The 24,640-nt window shown below is 43.5% G+C and carries 17 protein-coding genes; 10 read left to right on the top strand and 7 right to left on the bottom strand.

Annotated features, from left to right (window positions below; all coding sequences use genetic code 11):
• The first annotated feature begins 86 nt into the window (after positions 1 to 86).
• From MHN32_RS07480 to MHN32_RS07470, 3 genes are all read left to right on the top strand, one after another.
• Entirely contained in the window at positions 87 to 2,795 is a 2,709-nt protein-coding gene (locus MHN32_RS07480; protein ID WP_237116937.1) for a CHASE domain-containing protein, read from the top strand.
• A 221-nt stretch (positions 2,796 to 3,016) separates the two neighbouring features.
• The gene (locus MHN32_RS07475) at positions 3,017 to 3,697 is read left to right on the top strand and encodes a transporter substrate-binding domain-containing protein (protein WP_237116936.1); all 681 of its coding nucleotides are present in this window, start codon (positions 3,017 to 3,019) and stop codon (positions 3,695 to 3,697) included.
• Positions 3,698 to 3,794: 97 nt separating this feature from the next.
• Positions 3,795 to 4,835 carry a tetratricopeptide repeat protein gene (locus MHN32_RS07470; protein WP_010606438.1) on the top strand — a complete coding sequence of 347 codons (1,041 nt, stop codon included), beginning with the start codon at positions 3,795 to 3,797 and terminating at the stop codon, positions 4,833 to 4,835.
• A 66-nt stretch (positions 4,836 to 4,901) separates the two neighbouring features.
• Here the strand turns inward: MHN32_RS07470 and grpE are convergent, their stop codons facing one another.
• A complete protein-coding gene (grpE, locus tag MHN32_RS07465; RefSeq protein ID WP_102056533.1) occupies positions 4,902 to 5,519 on the bottom strand; it encodes a nucleotide exchange factor GrpE in 618 nt (205 codons plus the stop codon).
• A 65-nt stretch (positions 5,520 to 5,584) separates the two neighbouring features.
• Entirely contained in the window at positions 5,585 to 6,520 is a 936-nt protein-coding gene (locus MHN32_RS07460) for an HrcA family transcriptional regulator (RefSeq protein ID WP_206471604.1), read from the bottom strand.
• 90 nt (positions 6,521 to 6,610) lie between these two features.
• Between MHN32_RS07460 and nadK the strand changes: the two genes are divergently transcribed.
• The 3 genes from nadK to recN all read left to right on the top strand — a co-directional run bounded on the left by nadK (position 6,611) and on the right by recN (position 9,911).
• Positions 6,611 to 7,495: an NAD(+) kinase gene (nadK, locus tag MHN32_RS07455; protein WP_045990546.1), complete on the top strand. Its 885-nt coding sequence runs from the start codon at positions 6,611 to 6,613 to the stop codon at positions 7,493 to 7,495.
• Between the two features lie 62 nt (positions 7,496 to 7,557).
• Entirely contained in the window at positions 7,558 to 8,139 is a 582-nt protein-coding gene (locus tag MHN32_RS07450) for a hypothetical protein (protein ID WP_239421408.1), read from the top strand.
• Between the two features lie 95 nt (positions 8,140 to 8,234).
• Positions 8,235 to 9,911 (top strand): DNA repair protein RecN, encoded by a 1,677-nt coding sequence (gene recN, locus MHN32_RS07445; RefSeq protein WP_174168587.1) that lies wholly within the window; start codon positions 8,235 to 8,237, stop codon positions 9,909 to 9,911.
• Positions 9,912 to 9,939: 28 nt separating this feature from the next.
• Here recN and MHN32_RS07440 read toward each other — a convergent pair whose 3' ends face one another.
• The 4 genes from MHN32_RS07440 to MHN32_RS07425 form a co-directional block, all read right to left on the bottom strand.
• Positions 9,940 to 10,335, bottom strand: coding sequence for a DUF1801 domain-containing protein (locus MHN32_RS07440; RefSeq protein ID WP_010606434.1), 396 nt, complete (start codon positions 10,333 to 10,335; stop codon positions 9,940 to 9,942).
• Positions 10,336 to 10,728: 393 nt separating this feature from the next.
• Positions 10,729 to 12,144, bottom strand: coding sequence for an FAD-dependent oxidoreductase (locus MHN32_RS07435; RefSeq protein WP_206471603.1), 1,416 nt, complete (start codon positions 12,142 to 12,144; stop codon positions 10,729 to 10,731).
• 9 nt (positions 12,145 to 12,153) lie between these two features.
• A complete protein-coding gene (gltB, locus tag MHN32_RS07430; RefSeq protein WP_239421407.1) occupies positions 12,154 to 16,611 on the bottom strand; it encodes a glutamate synthase large subunit in 4,458 nt (1,485 codons plus the stop codon).
• A 612-nt stretch (positions 16,612 to 17,223) separates the two neighbouring features.
• Positions 17,224 to 17,568, bottom strand: coding sequence for a Grx4 family monothiol glutaredoxin (locus MHN32_RS07425; RefSeq protein WP_239421406.1), 345 nt, complete (start codon positions 17,566 to 17,568; stop codon positions 17,224 to 17,226).
• A gap of 386 nt (positions 17,569 to 17,954) precedes the next feature.
• Here MHN32_RS07425 and MHN32_RS07420 point away from each other — a divergent pair, with 386 nt between their 5' ends.
• From MHN32_RS07420 to MHN32_RS07405, 4 genes are all read left to right on the top strand, one after another.
• The gene (locus MHN32_RS07420) at positions 17,955 to 18,536 is read left to right on the top strand and encodes a Fe-Mn family superoxide dismutase (protein ID WP_010375405.1); all 582 of its coding nucleotides are present in this window, start codon (positions 17,955 to 17,957) and stop codon (positions 18,534 to 18,536) included.
• A gap of 185 nt (positions 18,537 to 18,721) precedes the next feature.
• Entirely contained in the window at positions 18,722 to 20,644 is a 1,923-nt protein-coding gene (locus tag MHN32_RS07415; RefSeq protein ID WP_010606431.1) for a PrkA family serine protein kinase, read from the top strand.
• 25 nt (positions 20,645 to 20,669) lie between these two features.
• The gene (locus MHN32_RS07410) at positions 20,670 to 21,953 is read left to right on the top strand and encodes a YeaH/YhbH family protein (RefSeq protein WP_237116932.1); all 1,284 of its coding nucleotides are present in this window, start codon (positions 20,670 to 20,672) and stop codon (positions 21,951 to 21,953) included.
• A gap of 18 nt (positions 21,954 to 21,971) precedes the next feature.
• Positions 21,972 to 23,477: a SpoVR family protein gene (locus MHN32_RS07405; protein ID WP_010606429.1), complete on the top strand. Its 1,506-nt coding sequence runs from the start codon at positions 21,972 to 21,974 to the stop codon at positions 23,475 to 23,477.
• A 166-nt stretch (positions 23,478 to 23,643) separates the two neighbouring features.
• On the opposite strand, the gene MHN32_RS07400 is transcribed toward MHN32_RS07405, so the two are convergent.
• Positions 23,644 to 24,003, bottom strand: a complete 360-nt coding sequence (locus MHN32_RS07400; protein WP_211868524.1) for a DUF4870 domain-containing protein — start codon at positions 24,001 to 24,003, stop codon at positions 23,644 to 23,646.
• Positions 24,004 to 24,640: the final 637 nt, after the last annotated feature.

Raw genomic sequence — 24,640 nt, 5'->3', positions numbered from 1 at the left:
AGGATTGTCACTTCACCGTAATCACTATCAATTCTATGCTATCTGGACTAACATATTGATTAGAATTAAAGCGTAAGGAATATAGCGTGTCGTTAGCGAATGCTCACACAGTTCGCCAGAGCCGATTTTTGCCACTTGTTGCTGCACTACTTGTGTTAGTTGGCAGTATGCTTTATGGGCTGGTGTTATATGAGCAAGAAAAGGAGCATCATGCTGAAAAGGTAGCGGCGGCACTTGCCTCACGGCTTGACCATGTGACTGAGGGTGTAAACGAGCGCGTTACGCTGTATTGGTACGGTATTTTAGGGCTTCGCACTGCAATTTATGCGAATCAACAACACAGCTTTGACTATCAGGCGATGCAGCGTTATATCAGGTCGTTTGACTTCCAAGCGGAATATTCTGGGGCTCGTGGCGTGGGGATCATCAAATATGTCCCCGTTGATAGCGTAAGCAGCTTTGTGCAACAAGCACAAGCTGAGCGTACAGACAGAACATTCTCCATCAAAACGCTAAACCCACATAGCACCAGCAAATTTGTTATCCAGTACATTGAACCCGAAGCAAACAACGATAAAGCCGTCGGCTTGGATATAGGTTCCGAAGCTAGTCGTAGAACAGCGGCAATAGAAGCTGCAACTGCCAATGAGCCGAGGCTTACCGCCCCAATTACCTTAGTGCAAGCCGACAATAAAATTAAATACGGCTTTTTGATACTCGCGCCAATTTATACCTCTATTGGTATGGCAACAAATGAAGAAAATCGGTTAGACAACTTAGTTGGTTGGACTTATTCCCCGTTACTTATCGATGAGATCCTGTCGACTTTGCTGTCTTTTCGACAAGATGTTTCAATTCAAATTTCCGATGTAACCAATAACGATGAAAACACACCATTTTATCAGGTGCTAAAAGAAGATATTAAAGAGTTGGATAACTCGGTGGCTAAACAGGTCACCTTGTTTGGTCGCTCTTGGGAAGTAAAAATTTGGCCAACTCCGCAATTTATCCGTTCACTCAATCTCGTCTCTCCTAATACCATTTTGCAAGTTGCGCTGCTGGTGTCTGCGCTACTGGCAATCATCACTTATATTCTGCTTTTAAGCTTTACGCGTCAGCGCTTAGCAGAAAAGGAAAAGCTAGCAGCCGAAGAAGAAAAAGCACAGTCCCTTGCTAAACTGAACTCTTCATTAGAACAGGAAGTAAAAGCACGAACTAAAGAAATCGTAAAATACAGCCAACTTCACACCAGCATTGTTGAAGGTTCGGGTTATGCCATTGTCGCCACCGATCCTGACGGTATCATTACCCAGTTTAACCCTGCAGCTGAGCGTTTATTAGGGTACAAAAAAGATGAACTCATTGGTAAATCATCCCCTGCCATTTTCCATCTTGAGGAAGAGGTCATAGCAAGAGCAAAAGCGTTAACGGAAGAGCTTGGCAGAGTCATTGAACCTGGGTTTGAAGTGTTTGTCGCCAAAGCCAAACAAGGTGTGGTAGATACTAGTCGATGGACTTACGTTACTAAGCAGAATCAACACGTTCAAATTAAGTTAAATGTAACAACCTTGACCGACGAACACGGCAATATTGATGGGTTTTTGGGCATCGCATTAGATCTCACTGAGCAGCTCAAACATGAGCGAGAACTCTCGCACGCCAAAGAAGCAGCTGAGCAAGCAGCCAAAGCCAAAGCCGTCTTTTTGGCGAATATGAGTCATGAAATACGAACTCCCATGAATGGCTTATACGGCACATTACAACTATTAAAGTCGGAACCACTTAACAGCACCGCTACCAACCTACTTGAGAAGGCGACTTACTCGGTTAAGGCACTTAATACTATCATCAACGATATTTTGGATTTCTCTAAAATTGAAGCCGGTAGAATTGAGCTTGAAGAACGACCATTTAATATTGAGGTGTTGGTTGAACACCTACGCTCAGATTTCTTAGTGTTGGCAAAAAACAAGGGATTAAAGCTTAAGATCTACGTTGAACTTGAGCATAAGTTTTGGCTTGGAGACGAAGTCAGAGTCAGGCAAGTGTTGCTTAACCTCTTGTCAAACTCCATTAAGTTTACTGAAACTGGTAGTATTATTACCCATATAAAACCACTTCAAAATGATTCAGGTATGCTTATCACCGTTGCCGACACCGGCATAGGAATGACAGAAGCCACAATCAAAAAACTCTTTTCACGATTTGAGCAGGCGGATAAGTCCACCACCAGAAAATTTGGTGGTACGGGACTCGGCCTTTCTATCACCCGCTCCCTAATCGACCTGATGGGCGGCACGATAAAAGTAGAAAGTACTGTCGGAGAAGGCAGTCAATTTAGCATCGAGTTGCCCTTGCAAAAGGCTAAGTGTACATCAGAGCAACCAAAAGGCGATCCGCTAACAGCAGCAGACTTGAGCGGTACGTCCATATTGCTGGCTGAGGATAATCCAGTAAACCAGCTGGTAGTGCGCTCTATGATCAGTAAAGCCAATGGTGATATTACGATTGCGAATAATGGTAAAGAGTCCATTGAACAATTCGAGCTAAACAAACCCGACTTAATACTTATGGATATTCAAATGCCTGAAATGGATGGCGTTGAAGCCTGCAAGCGTCTCAAAAGAAAGGATCCCAATATCCCAATAATCGCATTGACTGCAAATGCCTTTGCGGAAGACAAAGCCTTGTATGAGCGCGTCGGATTTGATGGTTATGTTGCCAAACCCATAGAGCAGCTTGAGCTTATCAATACCATAGCGACCGTACTCGCACAGAGCCGCAATGTACAATAATAAATTAAGAAGCAAAAAACACTTTGCGGATACATTAAACATTCTTAATCGTTTAACAAAACACGTGTACCAGTCTTCCTTTGCTGATAAAATAAGCATGCTTTATAAAACGCTCAGAGATTTACGCCATGAAATGTTCTATATCACTTTTACTTAGTTTACTTATCACATTTTTGGCATTTGAAACTTTAGCGAAATGTAGCAAAACTTTGCGCATAGGAATGAACGAAACACTGTGGCCTCCTTATATTTCCCGTAAAGAAGGTAATGTCTCTGGTTTAGAGATTAATGCGCTAAACACCTTGTTTAACGACTCATCTTATTGCTTGGAATATGTCTTTTATCCCACTTCAGCGAGAATGCTAGCAGAGCTAAAGGTAGGTAAGGTAGATGTACTAATGGCTGCGACCAAAACGGCATCTAGAGCTAAGTTTGCTTACTTCACTACACCTTACCGCCAAGAAGTCATGGCATTATTCCAACATAAAGAAAAACCAAAAATTGGCGGCGAAGTCGAGTCGTTGATCCTTGCAGGAAACACATTTGCTCTGAATGCCGGCAGCTACTATGGAATTGCCTTTGAAAAACTGATCCAAGACTTTTATAACGATCAGCTGGTACACCTGCCCAATGCCGCTCGCCGCTTTAAAATGTTGGGTAAACAGCGAGTTGATTATGTTGTTGAAGATAAGCTCGCGGGCGAGCACTTTATTCAAGCCAAAGAGTATACCGATGTTATCTATTCTGGTATCGAGGCGAATAGAACTCCGGTTAGCTATATGCTTAGCAAAGTCAGTTTAACCACTGTAGACCTTGAAAATATTAATCGGCTAATTGAATTGCACCAGAGTGAACTCAACAATTTGTTTTCTTTTCATCACGTTTCCGATCCCCATTTATAATTGAAGAGGTAACCTCTACATTGTTGCTTATCTTTGTATAATGCTGTTTGTCGTAATTGATTTGGAACTATTTGTTACTGCCGACTACAGTTAATAGATGCGCAAAAATGTGGTTGGGATTTGCTTGGTTCGGTTTTTACTCTTTGTAACTTGTACATTTTATTTTTGCCAACATGCGTTGGCGAAAGACTTCTCATATTTTGAAAGTAAGCTAGACGAGGCCAGCGACTATTTAACGGTTAACCCTGCACAATCCTTGATTATTCTCGACAGTTTAGAGCAACTGCAAGATGTACCTGTACCGTTATTTATTCAGTGGCATTTGCTGAGCGCTCGTGCATCTGTACCAACAAACAAAGTTGATAGGCTCTATACCTCAATAAACGCGACCTTTCTGTATCCAGATGACATGTTTTTTAAAGCCAACCTCCCTACCATTTTGAGTGCGCTAGGGATTTGGTTACGCCGACAAGAATACCTTGATGATGCTGATACTAGTCTTAAGTGTGCCTACAAATATGCAGAAAATGACCGCCAACGACTTACGCTGACTAACAGTATGGCGCTAGTTGCCCGCAACCAAGATGACTACCAAAAAGCGAGAACATTGTATGCCAAAGCACGCAAATTAGCTGAGGAGTTAAAGCAAACCCCGGTACTTGCGATGATCGAAAGCAATTTGGGTAGCCTCGCACTTGATCAAGGTCGAGTATTTGAAGCCGAGCAGTATTTTCGCCATGCTCTGTTGGGCTATCAAGCCGTTGATAAACGCTCGGGTCAAATCTCAGCGGGGATTAACTTGATGTTTGTCTTTCTTATTCAAAAACAAATCGTGAACTACGAACGTTTACAAGGGCCCACGTCTACCCTAACCACAGCCTTTCCAAACGAATCAAAACAAGCTTGGCTACAATGGCTTGAGGCGCGCTATAAACAACTCGAGGGGGAGATGCCCAACCAAAGCACTAAGCAAGCGTTACAACTGGCATATACCCAGTTAGAAAGCGATAAAGTAAAGCTACTAGTACATAGATATTTAGCAAAAGAGTTAGGCGTCGAAGTAACGGCTCCCCTCCCCATCACAGCCAAGTCTTTTTCAAGCCCTTGGTTTGATAGAGTGAAGCTGTGTAGCTGGTAAGCAAATACATTCGTTCCTAAACGCAAAAAAGCCGCTCAATGAGCGGCTTTTTCAAATTGAATTTGCTTATTCAGCAGCCTTAGAGACCATCACCATTGCAGGGCGCAATAGACGACCGTTTAAGGTATACCCTTTTTGCATCACAGCAAGCACAGTATTTGGTGATACATCATTGCTTGGCTGAATTGACATTGCTTGGTGTAGCTCTGGGTTAAATGCTTCACCCTGCGGGTTTACCGCTTCAACACCAAATTTAGCAAGGGCATCAGCAAATGTCTTGATAGTCATATCAATACCTTCAAGCACTGGCTTTAAAGTTTCGTTTTCTTTGTCAGAAAACTCAATCGCACGCTCTAGGTTATCGATTACAGGTAGTAATTCGTTTGAGAACTTTTCTAGCGCAAATTTATGCGCTTTTTCAACATCCTGCGCTGCACGGCGACGAACATTTTCAAGCTCAGCAGCGGCGCGAACAACGCTATCTTTTTGTGAGTCGATAGTTTGCTTAGCGGTTTCAAGCTCAGCATACAGACCAGCGATTTCTTCTTCTGGGCTCAACTCACCCGCATTTTCTGCCTGCTCTTCCTGAGTTTGTTGTTCTGCTTGTGCTTCTACAACTTCCGCTTCCGCTTGTGTTTGTTCTTGTTCAAGCTCTTGCTCTGGGGCTTTTGTCTGCTCAGACATGTGGTGATTCTCCGATTCTTTACAACTGCGGTAATTATGGGGATTGAAATGAGAGTTTCAACCCTTTATTGCGGCAATTTTTTGAATTCCGACAAGATAGCTTCGATCTTTGAATCCGCAGGGCAAATGACGCAAAAGCGACTTTGATATTCTCCTTTGGAGAAATACGGCACACTAAGCACCACTACGCGATGTAAACCGAGCATGCTTAGCTCTTCGCCAAGCAACACGGATATACCGTCTTTAAACGCCAAGCGGTCTTCAACTTGGTCTAAAAATCCGACGCCAAGATTAATCTCTCTATCCAACTCTAGGCGGTTATATAAGTAGCGCTCGCCCACAACAATCGCATTATCTGAGCCTAATTGCTGACTTAACTGCTTAGTCCACTGGGCCAAAATATGATGACAACTCGGCGGTGCGCTGTGTGCCATGGCGCGCATTCGGTGCAACCCTTCAACTAAAGTTTGTTGACTGAATACAGTATTCATCCAAGCCGCGAACTGGTAACGCAACGCGTCGGAGTCATCAACGGGTTTATCTATACAAATATTGTGTGATTGCCCCGCTCTGTCTAACAGCAGGACCAGCCAATTTTTACGATCAAAATCGAGCACTTCGACACGGAACATTTGTTTGCTGCTAACTTGTGGTAATCCAACGCAGCAACAGACCTGGAAGTTTTGGCTCAATAAGTGGGCAAAAGAGACTATTGCGGATTGATCTGGTTGCCAATGAACGGCAACATCAGCCAGAGGAAAAAACTCCTGTAGCCAGAATTTTACACCTTGATCGGTGGGCACGCGGCCAGCTGACGTGTGCGGCGAATACAATAAGCCTTGATTTTCAAGTCTTGCCATTGCATTGCGCACGGTTGCAGAACAAATAGCAAGGCCGTCCTGCTTTGCTATTTTGCTGGATGCAACAGGCTGCCCTTCACCATTACAATAATGGCGCATGACCGCACACAGAATTTGTTCATCTCTGGGATTTAGTTTCATAATTATTTTAATATGGGTGTCAATTGCCAGTTTCAAGCACTACGCTTTTAATATAATCTTGCAACAAAGATACCAAGGACAAATGACTGAATGACGACCACGTTTAACACCATCGGCTTAATTGGCAAACCCAACCACGAAGGCGCGGGGACGACCTTACAACGACTCTACACATTTTTGCAAGCATTAGGATATGAAGTACTCGTAGAAGATCGCGTTGCGGAGCAAATAAAGTCGTTAGACGAAGACGCTGTTGTCGAGTTAGTTGAACTAGGTAAACGCTGCGATCTTGCTATTGTTGTTGGTGGTGACGGTAACATGCTTGGTGCGGCAAGAGTACTGGCTCGTTTTGATGTCGCCGTGATTGGGGTTAACCGCGGTAACTTAGGCTTTTTGACAGATTTGAACCCCGAAGGCTTTGAAGCGCAGCTAGAAGCGGTGTTAAGCGGCCAATTTATTGAAGAATCGAGATTTCTGTTAGAGGTGGCAGTATATCGACATCACCAACTTAAAAGCGCAAATTTAGCAATGAACGAAGCCGTATTACACGCTGATAAGGTTGCTCATATGATTGAATTTGAGGCCTTTATCAACGACGACTTTGTATTTTCCCAGCGCTCAGACGGTTTAATTGTCTCGACACCGACGGGGTCAACCGCTTACTCGCTTTCTGGTGGCGGGCCTATTTTAACCCCAGAACTCGACGCTATTTCTTTGGTGCCTATGTTTCCGCATACCTTATCCAGCCGGCCTTTAGTGGTGGATGCAGAAAAAGAAGTCAAACTTAAGTTAAGTCTAGAAAACACCGACAGCTTACAAGTAAGTTGTGACAGCCATGTTGTACTGGCTGTGCTACCTGGCGACGAGGTTATCATCAAAAAAGCGGAAAAAAGACTAAGATTGATCCACCCTAAATGCTACTCCTACTACAATGTTCTTAGACAGAAATTAAATTGGGGCAGTAGGCTTTACTAAGCACGCAAAGTTACGCAAAATAACCTTGGTTAATTTTTCTAATTTAGGTAAATAACAATAAAATGGCTTACGTTGTATTTTTCACATTGGCGCTGCTTATCACTATACTTTCAGTGTATTTAGTGATTGAAAATAATAGAAGAAAAGCCCGTGAAGCGGAAAAAAAAGCCTTTAACGATCGTTTAAAAGTGATTAGTAGCAACTTTAAACTTAAAGTTGCTGAATTCGTCGAAGCGAAGATTTTAAGGCCAAAATACGCACCGCAGATCAATGCAATTGTTGGCAACTTTTTTGTCGTTCAAGCCCACTCGGAAGAAAACTTAGCGCAACTGGAAAAAGTGTCTGAGTTATTTATCTATTCAGTGACAAACGAGCTTAACAAGTGTCGCTCAAATGGCAATATGGATTTGCTTGCTGAGCAATTACAATATTTTGTTGCCGAATTACCCACGGCAGGCATTGCCTATAATCGCGATTTCTATCGCGAGATGCTCCCGGCCCTCATTGCTCGCATTCAAACACCTGAAACACCAGCACAACAGCAAGATGAAGATGTATTAGACTCACCAGAACTAACTAGCTCAGAGCCAACCAACCAACAAAAGCAAGCAGCAGCCTTAGTAAAAGAGCATGCCGTCGGTTAATCTTGCTATTATTTTTAGCAGAATTTTTTAATTTGAGTTGCTAAACAACAAAATACTGTATAAATTAACAGTAATTCTCTGTTAGGGTGTACAGTATGCTTTTAGCTTTAAATATTCAAAATTTTGCTATTGTTAGTGCGCTAAATACTGACTGGCATTGTGGCATGACCGCAATTACAGGTGAAACAGGCGCAGGTAAGTCCATTGCAATTGATGCGCTTTCTTTATGTCTCGGTGAGCGCGCTGATCCTTCTGCTATTCGTCCAGGTACCGACAAAGCGGATATCTCTGCTCAGTTTGATGTTTCAAATCTCCCAGCTGCCAAACGCTTTCTAACGGAGCATATGCTAGATAACGAAGAGAATGAATGTATTCTTCGTCGTGTTATTAGTAAAAGTGGGCGTAGTAAAAGCTACATCAATGGCTCCCCTGTTACTGCTGGCCAGCAAAAAGAGTTAGGCCAACATCTTATTGCAATCCATGGACAACACGCCCATCAGCTACTGCTAAAGCCAGAATATCAACTGCACTTGCTAGATGCCTATGCTAACCACACGACTTTGTTACAAGCAGTTAAGGGGCAATATAATCACTACCATAAACTGCAAAAAGAATATGCCGAACTACAAAAGTCACAGCAGGCACAAGCCGCAAAAAAACAACTTCTTGAGTACCAAGTAGCGGAGCTTGACGAGTTTGCCCTACAAGAAGGCGAATATGAAGATATTGAGACCGAACATTCACGCCTAAGCCATAGCCAAACCATTTTAGAACAATGCCACCGTGAGCTCTCTCGCCTTTATGAAAATGACGAGCAGACTGTGCTATCGCAACTACAACAAAGTGCACAAGTGTTCTCTGAACTCACCAGTTTTGATAAAACCCTTGAGAATATTGCGCAAGTGCTTGAAGAGGCAGCAGTACAAGTGGAAGAAGCCAGTAGAGAGATCCGCAGTTATTCTGACTCAGTCGAACAAGATCCGATGCGACTACAAGAGCTAGAAGATAGACTCTCTCAAGCCCTAGATTTAGCCAGAAAGCATCAAGTTCAGCCAGAATTGCTATATCAGCACCATCAAGCACTACAACACGAGCTTGAGTCTATTAGCTCTGATTCTGCACGACTGGATGCGTTAGAGGAGGAAATTGCTGAAGCCATCAACGCTTATAACCAAGCTGCACAAGGATTAAGTCAAAGCCGCCAGCAAGCCAGTGCATCTCTTAACGAACGTATTTCTGCAAGTATGAAAGAGCTTGCGATGGGTGATGGTCAATTTGAGATCCAGTTAACGCCTAATCTTGGCGCTAAACCGAGCCCGCTTGGGTATGACCACATTGAATTTTACGTCTCTACTAACCCAGGCCAACCTTTACAGCCTATGGGCAAAGTTGCCTCGGGTGGTGAACTATCTCGGATAAGCTTAGCCATTCAAGTGATTATCGCAACACGCGTTACGACACCCACTTTGATTTTCGATGAAGTTGATGTAGGGATATCAGGTCCAACGGCTGCAACCGTAGGTAAATTGCTACGTCAGCTTGGCCAGTCCACGCAAGTTATTTGTGTTACCCATTTACCGCAAGTGGCATGCAGTGGTCATAACCAGTTCTTTGTCGCAAAACGGGTAGAACATGGCGAAACCTTTACCAAAATGACCCCAATGGCAGAAAGCCAACGCATTGATGAAATAGCAAGGTTAATTGGTGGAGATAAAATAAGTGACACGACAAGAGCGAGTGCCAAGGAGTTACTACAAGTACAAAGTGCTTAGCCGTTATCAGGCGGATTGCACCTGTTGATTAACGCGCAGCGTTATACCGAATCGCTGCGCGGATCAATGTACAGAAATGGGCTTCATTGATGGTGTCCTGCTGTTTTATATCAATCGCCCGTCTAGTGTTACCAGCAAACCCTGTATTGAATAACTGGTGCTCATCTTCAAACTTTGCACCGTATGCAAAGGTAAGTTTGACCTTATCTTTGTATACTTCGCCCGTGCAGATCATGCCAGCTTTTGACCAGACAGGCACTCCTGTTGGGTTGCTTGGCTTACGCCACTTGATATCTTCTTCTACCTCTTTATCAACACTTAGGATCAGACTTCTGACCTGCTGCAATACCACTGCACGCCAATCGCTTAAGCTCGCTATCTTTGCAGTGACCGCATCAGCGCCTGAGTTTATTGTTTCATTCATGATCTTTCCTTAATACTATTGATAAATATATGTTGAGTAAAATTAAGTTAGTGGCTAACAAGGGCCTGTTGACCTTTGCTGTTTGACTTTTGTTCTTCTGAGTGCGTTTTGGTCGCGACGCTCAACTTGCCGCCTAGTAATCTAGGTAAAAGTTGAGCAACAATGAACAAAGCACACTCAGGTGAACCCAAAGGGCAGCGCTTGATTGGCATTTCTACTGTGTTATCGCCTGACTCACATAGAACAACTATGCTACGCAGACTCTGCCTTGTATAAACACCAATCAAACTGCTGCAAAAACAAACTTAAAAGATAAACAGTCCCTACGCAAAATTCAAATAAAAAAACCCCAGCTACAACGAATGTAGTTGGGGTTTGTGAACGACAAAAGCGTTAAACTTCTAAATAATCCAAAATGCCTTCAGCAGCGTTGCGGCCTTCAAAAATCGCCGTTACCACTAAATCAGAACCTCGTACCGCGTCGCCACCGGCAAAGATCTTAGGATTACTTGTTTGATGTGTAAATGCGCCTTTTTCTGGTGCAACAATACCGCCCCAGTGATTTATTGCGACATCGTATTGTGCTAACCAATCAAGGTTGTGAGGCTTAAAACCAAATGCCATGATCACCGCGTCGGCTTCTAGTGTATGCTCAGAGCCTTCCACGGTTTCAGCACTACGGCGACCATTTTTGTCAGGTTCACCTAATTGTGTTTTCACCATTTTAACGCCCGTGACTTTGCCTGAGCTATCAATTTCAATACCAACCGGCTGTAAATTGAATCTAAATTCAACCCCTTCTTCTTTGGCATTTTTAACTTCTCGAACTGAGCCTGGCATGTTTTCTTCATCACGACGATAAGCACAGATCACGGATTGCGCATTTTGTCTGACTGACGTTCTAACACAGTCCATCGCTGTGTCACCACCACCTAGTACCACCACGCGCTTACCAGCCATGTTCACATAGTTATGCTGACTTTCGTCATAGCCCATAACTCGGTTGGTGTTACCAATCAAAAATGGTAGCGCATCATAAACACCATCGGCATCTTCATTTGCAAGATTACCTTTCATGCTTTGGTACGTCCCCACACCTAAGAATACGGCGTCGTATTGCGACAATAACTCGTCCATTGAGACATCACGACCAACCTCGGTATTGAGTTTAAACTCAACGCCCATTTCGGTGAAAATCTCGCGACGGTTTTCCATTACCGATTTTTCTAATTTGAATGACGGGATCCCAAAGGTCAGCAAGCCACCAATCTCTGGGTTACGATCATACACCACAGGGCGCACGCCGTTTCGCACTAGAATATCTGCACAGCCAAGCCCTGCCGGACCCGCGCCTATGATTGCGACTTTCTTATCAGTCCAAGTAACGTAAGAAAGATCAGGCTTCCAGCCCTGTGCAAACGCCGTATCAGTAATATATTTTTCAATATTTCCTATAGTCACTGCACCAAACTCTTCGTTCAGCGTACACGACCCCTCACAAAGCCTATCTTGCGGACATACTCGACCACACACTTCAGGCAAACTATTGGTACGGTGAGATAGCTCCGCTGCCTCAATGATTCTGCCGGTACGAATAAGTTTGAGCCATTGCGGAATATAGTTGTGAACTGGACACTTCCATTCACAATACGGATTACCACAATCTAAACAACGATCGGATTGCGAATGAACTTGCTGCTCAGAAAATGGCTCATAAATTTCAACAAAAGATTGCTTACGCGTAGAAATAGGCTTTTTGCGCGGATCTACACGTTGTACATCGATAAATTGGTAAACGTTCTCGCTCATTGCTCTCTCCTACTGCGCCTGAATTCTTAGCTCAGCGCTACTACGCGCTCGGTGGCCAAGTAAACTGTTTAAATCGCTCGACTTTGGCTTTACCAATGTAAACATTGGCAAATACAACTCAAAGTTAGCTAAGATCTGCTCAGCTCGAGTTGAGCTCGTTAAATCTAAATGCTCTGCAATTAAACCGCGTAGATGTTCTTGGTGCGATGCCAGCGCTTTGAGGTCTACCAGCTCGACCAACTCAGGGTTGATCCGCTTATCAAAATCACTTTCTTCATCAAGTACATAGGCAAAACCACCGGTCATGCCTGCGCCAAAGTTAACGCCAACTTGACCAAGCACACACACCACGCCTCCCGTCATGTATTCGCAGCCATTATCACCAAGCCCTTCAACAACCGCTTGTACACCCGAATTCCGCACAGCAAAGCGCTCCCCAGCTCGACCTGCTGCAAACAACTTGCCGCCGGTCGCGCCATATAAACAGGTGTTACCGATGATAGCCGCCTGATGAGAGGCAAAGCTTGAGCCAACAGGAGGACGCACGACTAGCTTTCCACCAGCCATCCCTTTACCAACATAATCGTTAGCATCACCGACTAATGTCATTTCAAGGCCACCCGCATTCCACACCCCAAACGATTGCCCTGCTGTACCATGTAACTCAAGTGCGATTGGATCTGCTGCCATACCTTGGTTACCATGCTTGCTCGCGATATAACCAGACAGCATTGCACCGATAGAGCGATCCGTATTGGATATACGACTCACCAACGAGATACCTGTCATTTCATCGATTGCCGTCTTCGCTTTCGCTAGTAAGCTTTCGTTCAACGCACCACTGTAATGTGATGGATTAGTATGGGTGCAATACAGCGCTTCATTTGACGGATTGTTCGGCTTCGCTAGAAGCGGACTTAAGTCGAGCTTTTTCTGCTTCGCAGTATTACCTTCAATGGCTTCAAGTAAATCCGTTCTACCAATCAAATCGGTGAGTTTTGTGACTCCCAAAGCGGCCATCAGTTCACGAGCCTCTTGCGCAATAAACTTAAAGTAGTTCATCGCCATTTCTGGCAATCCGTGATAATGCTTTTGACGCAACGTATCATCTTGCGTAGCAACACCGGTTGCACAGTTATTAAGGTGACAGATCCGCAGGTATTTACAGCCAAGCGCAACCATAGGGCCGGTACCAAAACCAAAGCTCTCAGCACCCAAAATTGCAGCTTTAATAATATCTAATCCGGTCTTTAAGCCGCCATCTGTTTGCAACCTAATGCGGTGGCGTAGACCATTTTCAACCAACGCCTGTTGTGTTTCAGCAAGGCCGAGCTCCCACGGGCTACCTGCATACTTTACCGATGTCAGCGGACTCGCCCCAGTACCACCATCATAACCGGCAATGGTAATGAGATCGGCATACGCTTTAGCAACACCAGTCGCAATCGTGCCGACACCGGGTTCTGAAACCAGTTTGACCGAGATCATCGCTTCAGGATTGACCTGTTTGAGGTCAAAAATAAGCTGAGCTAAGTCTTCGATCGAATAAATATCGTGATGCGGCGGCGGCGAAATCAAAGTAACACCAGGAACCGAATAGCGTAGCTTCGCGATATAAGGGGTGACTTTTTCACCTGGAAGCTGACCACCCTCGCCCGGCTTTGCCCCTTGCGCAACTTTGATTTGAATAACGTCAGCTGAACGCAAATAATGTGGTGTCACACCGAATCGGCCAGAAGCAACCTGCTTAATACGCGAATTCTTTTCTGTACCAAAACGTAGCTTATCCTCACCACCCTCACCAGAGTTAGAGCAACCGCCGAGGCGATTCATCGCAATTGCTAACGCCTCGTGTGCCTCTGGTGATAATGCACCGATACTCATCGCAGCTGAGTCAAAACGTTTGTAGAGCTCGGTAGCAGGCTCAACGTCATTGATGTCGATTGCTTGTTGCGCCGTATTAAGCTTAAGCATATCTCGCAGATTTGTAATTGGGCGGTTATTTACCAGCTCCGCGTATTTAACGTAGTCTTGATAGTTACCCGAACGAACAGCGGTCTGCAAAGTTTGCACGACATCTGGGTTATACGCATGGTATTCACCACCATGCACATACTTTAATAATCCACCGTGTGATAGTAGTTTACGCTTGCTAAATGCCAATTTATTGAGTTGTTGTTGCTCCAAGGCAAAATCGTCAAAACACGCACCTTTAATACGGTTTGCAACTCCTTTAAAGCACAATTCAACCACCTCATCGGATAAACCGACGGCTTCAAACAACATCGAACAACGATAGGAAGCAATGGTACTGATCCCCATCTTCGACATGATTTTGTATAAACCTTTGTTAATCGCGCCGCGATAAGACAAAGTCACCTCGCGGTAAGACTTTTTAATGATCTTCTTATCACACATTGCAACAAGGGTTTCGTAGGCTAGATAAGGATAAATCGCTGTTGCGCCAAAACCTAACAAAACAGCAAACTGGTGCGGATCTCTAACACTACCTGTTTCAACCAAAATATTGGTGTCGCAACGCTGGTTGCCATCCACTAGTCGTCTTTGTACTGCCCCCACGGCCATCGCCGCTGGGATAACTTGTTTACCTGCAGCGATTTCTCGGTCACTGAGCACTAACATCACGCACCCAGAACCTGCTTTTGCAACGGCTTCATCACAAATGCGCTTGATTGCATTTTGCAATGACTCTTCAATCTCGTAAATCAATGAAATTTTACACGCACAGTAATGGTCATCATCGGCGGCTAATAGCTGCTGCATGTCAGAATAAGTCAATACTGGCGAGGCAAATTGCAAACGTTTAGCGTGACCTGTGGTTTCGTTGAAAACGTTTTGCTCACGACCAATACAAGTCGCCAGTGACATTACATGATTTTCCCGTAATGGATCGATTGGCGGGTTCGTGACCTGAGCAAACTTCTGGCGGAAGTAGTCAAATATCGAACGGTGTCCTTCAGATAGCACTGCAAATGGCGTATCGTCACCCATTGAGCCGGTTGCTTCTTGGCCGTTTTCGCCCATTACGCGGATCACTTGGTCGAGCTCTTCATTGGTATAACCAAACTGCTTCTGATAGGTCAGCAAAGTTTCGTCGTCAAGATCGCGCTTGCCAGCTGCTTTCTCATCTAGCGCTTCAAATGGCGTTAAACGCTTAACATTTTGCTCAAGCCAAGTTTTGTACGGGTGTCTGGATTTCAAGTCTTGATCGATTTCATCGGACTGCCAAATCTTGCCATGTAAGGTATCAACCACCAGTAATTCACCTGGACCCACGCGACCTTTTTCTATAACTTCATCTGGCGCGTAATCCCAAATGCCCACTTCCGAGGCAAGCGTAATAAAGCCGTCTTGCGTGATCACATAGCGGGCAGGACGAAGACCGTTGCGGTCCAAATTACACGCAGCAAAGCGCCCATCAGACATCACGATGCCAGCTGGGCCATCCCACGGTTCCATATGCATGGAGTTAAAGTCATAGAATGCGCGTAAGTCTTCATCCATGGCACGATTTTTCTGCCATGCAGGTGGCACTAACATACGCATAGCGCGGAATAAGTCCATGCCACCAGCTAAAAATAGCTCTAGCATGTTATCTAAACTAGACGAGTCAGAACCCGTTTCATTGACAAACGGTGCCGCATTTTGCAAGTCTGGTAACAACGGTGACGCGAACTTGTAAGCACGTGCTCTCGCCCACTGACGGTTACCTTCAATAGTATTGATCTCACCATTGTGAGCTAAATAGCGGAACGGTTGCGCCAACGGCCATCGAGGCTGTGTATTGGTTGAAAAGCGCTGATGGAATACACAAATCGCACTGGTCATCCGCATATCAGCAAGATCCGTATAAAAATTCGGTAAATCCGCCGGCATCATTAAGCCTTTGTAGATAGTCACTAAACCAGACAAACTACAAATATAAAACTGCTCATCTTGTTCTAAACGCTTTTCGATGCGTCGTCTTGCTATATATAGACGACGCTCTAAATCTTTAGGACGCCACCCTTCAGGCGCACCGACAAAAACCTGTTTAAACTGCGGTAATTGTGCTTTAGCGATAGGACCTAACATAGATGGATCGGTGGGTACTTCACGCCAACCAATGAGCGTCAGTGTTTCTTTTTCTAATTCTTCACTGATCACTTTCTCAGCCGCAGCTGCAAGCTCATGATCCTGATTTAAAAATAGCATACCTACCGCATAGTTTTTGCCCACATGCCAATCATTTTCAGCTGCGACGGCGCGAAAAAAACTATCCGGTTTTTGTAATAACAGTCCGCAGCCATCGCCGGTTTTGCCATCTGCAGAAATACCACCTCGGTGCTGCATGCGGTCCAAACCTGTGATTGCTGTACGGATCAGTTTGTGACTCGGCTGACCGCTTACATGCGCAATCAAGCCAAATCCACAGTTATCTTTTTCTAATTTTGAGTCGTATAACATAGACTCCTCCCCTTGCTACAACGGCCAGCCCATGACGGTACGACGAAATGCTGGCAGATATTCAAAATTAGCCTTGATTGAAAGTAGAGTCAACACAAATATGAATACATATTCATAAACTTGAATATTTCTCATTGGTAAGACAAGTTAGCCAAAACTGTAATAAATTTGCCACTTTGAAAATAGTGAATATAAATTTGTAAAATGACACCGGTATCACACCAATAAAAACGCAACAAAACACAACCAGGAATAAACGTTTACGTAAACGTAAACGTTTATAAAAATGAATAATTATTCACTTTTTCAGTTTTGTAAAACTCAATACCGAAGCACGTTCTATTACACTGTTTATATAGGTATGCAAAACAGAGAGCGTTTTTAGCTTGACGCTAACGTCAACTTAAGTTGATAAAAATAAGCGAGTAGCTCTGAGTTAGATAAGCGCGGATAGCGTTAATGAAAGTGTAGATATCTTAAATTCAATGAACTGCCGGTTTTCAACCAAACAGCAGACAAAAAGACTTGCTAAGAAAAGTAGGTAGGAAGATATTAGAAGATTTTTAGAAAATAAAGCATGGCAGAGTATCTACTCTGCCATTAGCGGTTAGCTTATTCCGCTGCTGCTTCGTCTTTCTTATATTTAGCTGCTGTTTCAGTAATAAGAGGTTGAAGCTCACCCTTTTGGAACATCTCAATGATGATGTCACAACCACCGATTAACTCACCTTCTACCCAAAGCTGAGGGAAAGTTGGCCAGTTCGCATAATGCGGTAGTTCAGCACGAATGTCTGGATTTAATAAAATGTCAACATAAGCAAACTGCTCACCACACGCCATCAAAGCCTGAGATGCCTGCGAAGAGAAACCACAGTTAGGGAGTTTTGGCGACCCTTTCATATATAGAATAATTGGATTTTCTTCGATCTGCTGTTTAATCTTGTCAATAGTTTCCATTAGTTACCTCAAAATGACGTTTCATCCAATGCTTATCAATATTTAGTTTAGCATCGGCGTTTTAGCTTGCTACTCACCTTAACAACACCTGTTGCATTCATAATGCCAAACTTTAAGCAGCGATAGAACCTTAGCTGCCATGGCTAAAATAAGCATAACCGCCTGTCACGATGTTCTACGCTTTGACTTCTATTCGGCATATGTTCACAAAGAATGTGTATTATAAGTCATTAAGTCACTGGCACGCATTGCTGTTTGCCAAAACTTGAGTAAAATAGTCAGGAATTATAGTATCACTATATAGGCCAATGGTATAGAAAAGTGGGCTGATGTTAGCTACCTTTCGTATGCGTTATTGGCAAATCAACCAAAAAATGGAGATTAATATGGCATTTGAACTACCGTCACTACCTTATGCACTAAATGCTCTTGAGCCGCACGTTTCTCAAGAGACGCTAGAATTCCACCACGGTAAGCACCACAACACATACGTTGTAAAGCTTAACGGTCTTATCGAAGGTACTGACTTTGAAGGTAAATCACTAGAAGAGATCGTATGTAGCTCTGAAGGTGGTGTTTTCAACAATGCTGCTCAAATCTGGAACCACACTTTCTACTGGCACAGCCTTGCGCCAAATGCAGGTGGCGAACCAACAGGTAAAGTTGCTGAACTAATTAATGCAAAATGGGGCTCATTCGCAGCATTCCAAGAAGCTTTCAACGACAAAGCAGTTAACAACTTTGGTTCAAGCTGGACTTGGTTAGTACAACTAGCTGACGGTTCTCTAGATATCGTTAACACTTCAAATGCAGCAACGCCGCTGACTGAAGAAGGTGTTACACCTATCATCACAGTTGACCTGTGGGAACACGCTTACTACATCGATTACCGTAATGTTCGTCCTGATTACCTTAAAGGTTTCTGGGCACTTGTTAACTGGGATTTCGCAAACAGCAACCTAGCTTAACATCAACTATCAGTATTGATGCAACAATGGGGCGCAACAGCGCCCTTTTTTATGTCTGTAACTCAACATTAATACATAAAAAATCTAGTTTTTTTTGGGTATTCTTCATATCGCGACTAAGCTTTAAGTAACCTTTCCAAATCTGTGATCCGCAAACCACACCAAGTAGCTTATTGGAGGTCGTTATGACAATATTTGAACATTATCAGGCCAGATATGAAGCCGCGCAAGAAGAAGAGTACACCATCGCGGAATTTCTTGAAATTTGTAAAAATGACAAATCAGCCTATGCCAGCGCACCTGAGCGACTTCTGATGGCAATAGGCGAACCAGAAATGATCGATACGTCGAAAGATGCCAGGCTTAGCAGGCTGTTTTCGAATAGAGTAATAGCTCGATACCCTGCCTTCAATGAGTTTTACGGTATGGAGGATGCCATCGAACAAATCGTATCGTATCTCAAACATGCCGCACAGGGGCTTGAAGAGTGCAAACAAGTACTCTATTTACTCGGCCCGGTAGGTGGTGGTAAATCGTCTATCGCAGAAAAGCTCAAGTATTTGATGCAAAAGGTGCCGGTTTATTCTTTAAAAGGCTCACCCGTTAATGACCACCCGCTTTGCTTGTTTAGCCCACAAGAAGATGCTGACCTACTTGAAAAAGAGTACGGCATTCCTGGGCGCTATATTAAAACGATCATGTCTCCATGGGCGACCAAACGCTTACATGAGTACAATGGCGATATTACGCAATTTAAGGTCGTAAAACGTTACCCTTCCATTCTTGATCAAATTGCTATCGCGAAAACGGAGCCTGGGGATGAGAACAACCAAGATATCTCAGCACTGGTGGGCAAAGTAGATATCCGTAAACTGGAGCATTTCGCTCAAAATGACCCCGATGCCTATGCGTATTCTGGCGCGCTATGCCTTGCGAACCAAGGTTTGATGGAGTTTGTCGAGATGTTTAAAGCACCCATTAAGGTGCTACACCCGCTACTAACTGCAACCCAAGAAGGCAACTACAATGGTACGGAGGGTATTTCCGCCCTACCATTTAGCGGCCTAATACTTGCTCACTCTAACGAATCTGAATGGCAAACCTTTAAGAACAATAAAAACAACGAGGCATTTTTAGACCGTGTTTACATCGTTAAAGTGCCTTATTGTTTACGCGTGTCCGAAGAGGTCAAAATTTACGAGAAACTTATTGAAAATAGTGAACTCAGGGAAGCCCCCTGTGCGCCTGGCACTTTAGAAACTTTAGCGAAGTTTTCAGCACTGTCTCGGATTAAAGAGCCAGAGAACTCCAGTATCTATTCAAAAATGCGGGTGTACGATGGTGAAAGCTTAAAAGACACAGATCCAAAAGCTAAGTCCTATCAAGAATACAGAGACTACGCTGGTGTGGACGAAGGCATGAGCGGCCTCTCAACTCGCTTTGCCTTTAAGATCCTCTCTCGTGTGTTTAACTTTGACCACAGTGAAGTCGCAGCAAACCCAGTTCATTTATTTTATGTACTTGAGCAACAAATTGAGCGCGAACAATTTAACGCAGAAGTACAAGAGCGCTACCTAAGCCACCTTAAAGGGTATCTAATTCCGCAATATGTCGAATTTATTGGTAAAGAGCTACAAACAGCTTACCTTGAGTCGTACTCTGAGTACGGCCAAAACATTTTTGACCGCTATGTTACCTATGCAGATTTTTGGATCCAAGATCAAGAATATCGTGACCCAGATACTGGCCAACTGTTTGATAGAGCCGCACTTAACGGCGAGCTGGAAAAGATTGAAAAGCCAGCCGGTATTTCCAATCCCAAAGATTTCCGTAACGAGATAGTCAACTTTGTTTTAAGAGCAAGAGCCCATCACAATGGTGACAATCCAGTATGGACCAGCTATGAAAAACTAAGAACGGTTATCGAGAAGAAAATGTTCTCTAATACCGAAGACTTACTCCCTGTGATTTCGTTTAATGCAAAAACCTCTGCCGAAGATCAGAAGAAGCACGAGGACTTTGTCAATCGTATGGTTGATAAAGGCTATACCCAAAAACAAGTTCGCCTACTTTCAGAATGGTATTTAAGAGTTAGAAAGTCACAGTAACTTGTTAGTATGAAGAGGGTGTTATATGGCGCATTTTATTGACCGCCGTCTTAACGGCAAAAATAAGAGCACTCTGAACCGCCAACGTTTTATCCGCCGCTACAAAAAGCAGATAAAGAAAGCGGTTTCAGAGGCCATCAACAAACGTAGTGTGACTGATATCTCCAGTGGCGAAAGCATTTCTATCCCACAACGAGATATCAGCGAGCCCACTTTCCATCAGGGAAAAGGGGGTGACAGAGAACTCATTCACCCAGGTAACGATCAATTTTCAACGGGCGATCGGATCCAGCGCCCTCCTTCTGGGCAAGGTGGTGGGTCAGGTGATGGCGAGGCAAGTAACCAAGGCGAAGGACAAGACGACTTTGTATTTTCTATTTCAAAAGACGAATACTTAGACCTATTGTTTGAAGACTTGGAGTTACCCAATTTACAACAAAGCCAGTTAGATAAATTAATGCAATTGAAAACGCACCGAGCTGGCTTTTGTAATGATGGTATGCCTAGTAACCTAGATATTGTACGTAGTTTAAAAGGCTCAATGGCACGCCGCATTGCGATGACCTCGAGTAAACGCCGAGAGTTAAGGGAGTTGGAGGAAGAACTGGCGAATATGCTCGCTGAACCGGTTCCTCCTCAACAAAAAATCAATGATATAGAACTGCGGATCCAAGTGCTAAAAGAGCAAATAGCCGCGGTGCCTTTCATCGACAATTACGACCTACGCTTTCGTAATTACGAAAGGCGTCCGCACCCCACCAGCAAAGCGGTCATGTTTTGCTTGATGGATGTGTCTGGCTCAATGGATCAAGCCACCAAAGACATGGCAAAACGTTTTTATATTTTGCTCTATCAGTTCTTAACCCGCACTTATAAAGATATTGAGGTAGTCTATATCCGCCACCATACCCAAGCAAAAGAAGTAGACGAGCAAGAGTTTTTCTACTCGCAAGAGACAGGTGGCACAATTGTCTCTAGTGCACTGAAATTAATGGATGAAATAATTCAAGAGCGTTATGCCCAAGGCGATTGGAATATTTACGCAGCACAAGCCTCTGACGGTGATAACTGGGCAGATGATTCTCCACAATGCACCCAAATACTCTCTAACAAACTACTTAAAATTGTCCGCTACTATGCATATATAGAGATAACGACCCGTGCACACCAAAGTCTGTGGCGGGAGTATCAAGGAGTAGCCAACTCCTTTGACAACTTTGCTATGCAGCACATTCGAGGTGTAGAAGATATTTACCCTATCTTTAGAGAATTGTTCAAGAAGAACAAAAATAAGCAAAGTGCGGCATAATTTTTGGAGGGTTGCGCGATGACATATCAGCCAATTGACGATGGTCCAGATTGGACCTTTGATTTACTTGATACTTATCATCAGGAAATTGCTCGTGTAGCCGAGCATTACAGACTTGACACTTACCCAAATCAAATTGAGGTGATCACAGCTGAGCAGATGATGGATGCCTACTCAAGTGTTGGCATGCCAATTGGTTATGCACATTGGTCGTACGGTAAAAAATTTATCCAGACTGAGCAAACCTACAAACGAGGTCAAATGGGTCTTGCCTACGAGATTGTGATTAACTCTAATCCTTGTATTGCGTACTTAATGGAAGAAAATACCATGCCTATGCAGGCACTGGTGATGGCGCATGCGTGCTATGGTCATAATTCTTTCTTCAAGGGTAACTATCTATTTAAAACCTGGACGGACGCATCATCCATCATTGATTACTTGGTATTCGCTAAAAATTATGTCGCCAAGTGTGAAGAAAAGTACGGTATTGATGAGGTAGAAAACCTGATTGACTCTTGTCATGCATTAATGAATTACGGCGTTGATCGATATAAAAGGCCGCAACGGATCTCTATGTTTGAAGAGCAAAAACGGCAAAAAGAACGGGAAGATTATTTGCAGTCCCAAGTTAATGAATTATGGCGAACCATTCCTAAAGGTGAAGATGAAGAAACCGACAACCGTGCCCGTTTCCCATCAGAACCCCAGGAAAATATACTGTATTTCATCGAGAAAAATGCCCCATTGTTGGAATCTTGGCAACGCGAGATTATTCGTATTGTGCGTAAAGTATCACAGTACTTCTACCCGCAAAGACAAACTCAAGTCATGAATGAAGGCTGGGCTACATTTTGGCATTACACTATTTTGAACCATTTATATGACGAGGGAAAACTAAGTGATTCGTTTATGTTGGAGTTTTTGCAAAGCCATACCAATGTTGTGTATCAACCGCCATACAATAGTAAATTTTATTCTGGGATAAACCCCTATGCGCTCGGCTTTAATATGATGGTCGATATTCGCCGTATATGCGAAAACCCAACGGAAGAAGACAAACAGTGGTTCCCGGAATTTGCGGGGAGCAACTGGCTGGATACACTGCATTTTGCGATGCAAAATTTTAAAGACGAGAGCTTTATCAGCCAATTTTTATCTCCAAAGCTCATGCGCGACTTTAAGCTTTTTACGATTGTCGACAAACAAAAATCTCCGCACTTAGAAGTTGGCCCTATTCACGACGAAATGGGTTATCAACAACTTCGCAGTGCCCTTTCAGCGCAGTACAACCTCAGTAACCATGAGCCTAATATTCAAGTTTATGACGTCGATGTACGGGGAGATCGCTCACTTACGCTAAGGTATGTACCGCAAGGCGGGATCCCACTTGCCGCTTCAAAGCAAGAAGTGATAAAGCACCTCTATCGCTTATGGGGATTTAAAGTGAAACTTGAACAAGTAGATGAAAATGGCAATATCGAGCAGATAGCTCAATGCCCTGAAGAGGAAAGTGAATCGTAACTCTGTTAGTTTGACTTAGGAGACGGCAAACAGGTTGTATTTGCCGTGACTCCTTTCTAATGCTTAGACACTTTAGCTTCAACTACTCTACAGTGAGGTGTGTTATTAAATTCTAGACAGCACGTAAACACTTCCAACTGCAGAGCTTCGCTATTCAAAGTGCCGGTTACTTAAAAAAATTGAAGCTAAGTGGATAAATCCATACTTCCCCATTATTGGCTTTCATCGCGGCAATGATGGCAAATATAATATTAAGAATAGCTAACACAACGAACCCTAAAATACCAACCGCGACAAAAACTAAAATACCGCAAATTATGGAATAGATGATTAAGCTAATTAACCAATTAATAGTGGCTTTTCCGTGTTGGTCGATTGTTTCGCTTTTATCCTTATTGGTTGCCCACATAACCACCGGTAATACAAGCCCTAGTCCCGGAGCAACAAAGCTCGCCAGTTGGCTCAAATGTAATAACATACAGTATGTATTTAGCGGCATCCCCCAGTATTCATTATTATCGTTCATTTTTCATTCCCTTTTATTGTTGTAAGTGATTACGCATTTCAAGCAAGTGTTTCATATTGACTGAAGTCTATGGAATTCTTCCTAATGAGTTAAAATCATTTAAGGAACTACTATTCACCTGCCTCATCTTAAAATAAATGGCTAAAGACCTCTAATTGAGAACTCAACTCCCCACTCCTCCATTAAAGCTAGATAAGCCATGATTTACAAGTCTTTTGATATCAAGAGCATGAGCGTAGACCTAACAACTCTGGTTAACCGCTATAGTTTAAAGACAAGGTTTATTCAATTTTCACCAAGTAAATAGTGTCTACTCAGACTAAGGCTTTACCAATTTTGGGTATAGATTTAAGATGAACCAAAGGACTCTAATCCAGACATAAAACCAATGGATCAATACAAAACCAAATTTGTTGTTGTTTATCTAATTGCTGCAATAATTACTGCGGCATGCCTATTAATGAATGGACCGATGCGTCCTGGCTTGCCTCTTGATAACACGGTAATAATGCGTATGGAGTTTATTGCCGAAAACTTAGTATTGTCCACTTCCCCTTTAATGGCACACCTCTAAACTGGAGTTTTCCAACTTAGTGCGGTAAATCGCCGGAGGCAAGTTACCAAGGCTCTCATGTGT

Origin of the sequence: Pseudoalteromonas sp. Of11M-6, from assembly GCF_022347905.1 — a bacterium.
Classification (GTDB): Bacteria; Pseudomonadota; Gammaproteobacteria; order Enterobacterales; family Alteromonadaceae; genus Pseudoalteromonas.
This window is presented reverse-complemented; position numbering and strand designations above follow the sequence as displayed.